The organism is Streptomyces mutabilis (assembly GCF_014649815.1).
Lineage (GTDB): Bacteria > Actinomycetota > Actinomycetes > Streptomycetales > Streptomycetaceae > Streptomyces > Streptomyces mutabilis.
On sequence record NZ_BMTT01000148.1, the window covers coordinates 1 to 711 of the forward strand.

General features: G+C 45.4%; 1 protein-coding gene. It reads left to right on the forward strand.

Translation table 11 applies throughout. From position 1 onward, the window contains the following. Positions 1-61 precede the first annotated feature (61 nt). Positions 62-711 (forward strand): cell division ATP-binding protein FtsE (ftsE, locus tag IE142_RS39810; protein ID WP_191889438.1); only part of this gene is annotated, 650 nt, incomplete at its 3' end.

A 711-nucleotide genomic window follows, 5' to 3' on the forward strand; every position in this document is an offset into this window, starting at 1 on the left:
TACGTCCGTTTAAGGCCGACGATTTTATTGAGGCTCTGTTTGCCCGCGAGGAGTAGTTGTAATGATCCGCTTCGAACACGTCAGCAAGGCTTATTTAGGTGGAAGACAAGCATTACAGGGGGTTGATTTTCATCTTCGCCCTGGTGAGATGGCTTTTTTAACCGGACATTCTGGTGCTGGTAAAAGTACATTGCTTAAATTAATTTGTGGCATAGAACGTCCAAGTGATGGCGCTATTTGGTTTGCTGGTCATGATATCAGTAGGCTAAAAAATAGTGAGATCCCTTTTCTACGTCGTCAAATAGGGATGATCTTCCAAGATCCCCATTTGCTGATGGACAGAACGGTTTATGACAATGTCTCTCTACCTTTGATTATTGCCGTCGCAAGTGAAGAGGATATTCGACGCCGAGTTTCAGCCGCCTTGGATAAAGTCGGACTACTTGATAAAGCGAAAAATTACCCTATCCAGCTTTCAGGGGGTGAACAGCAACGGGTGGGAATAGCTCGTGCTGTTGTGAATAAACCCACGGTGTTATTGGCTGATGAGCCAACAGGGAATCTTGATGGTGAACTTTCAGAAGGCATTATGCGTCTGTTTGAAGAGTTTAATCGCGTGGGGGTTACCGTGTTAATGGCAACGCATGATATGACACTTGTAGAGCGCAGGAATTACCGTATTCTAACCTTAGGTCAAGGGCGTATGGTGGG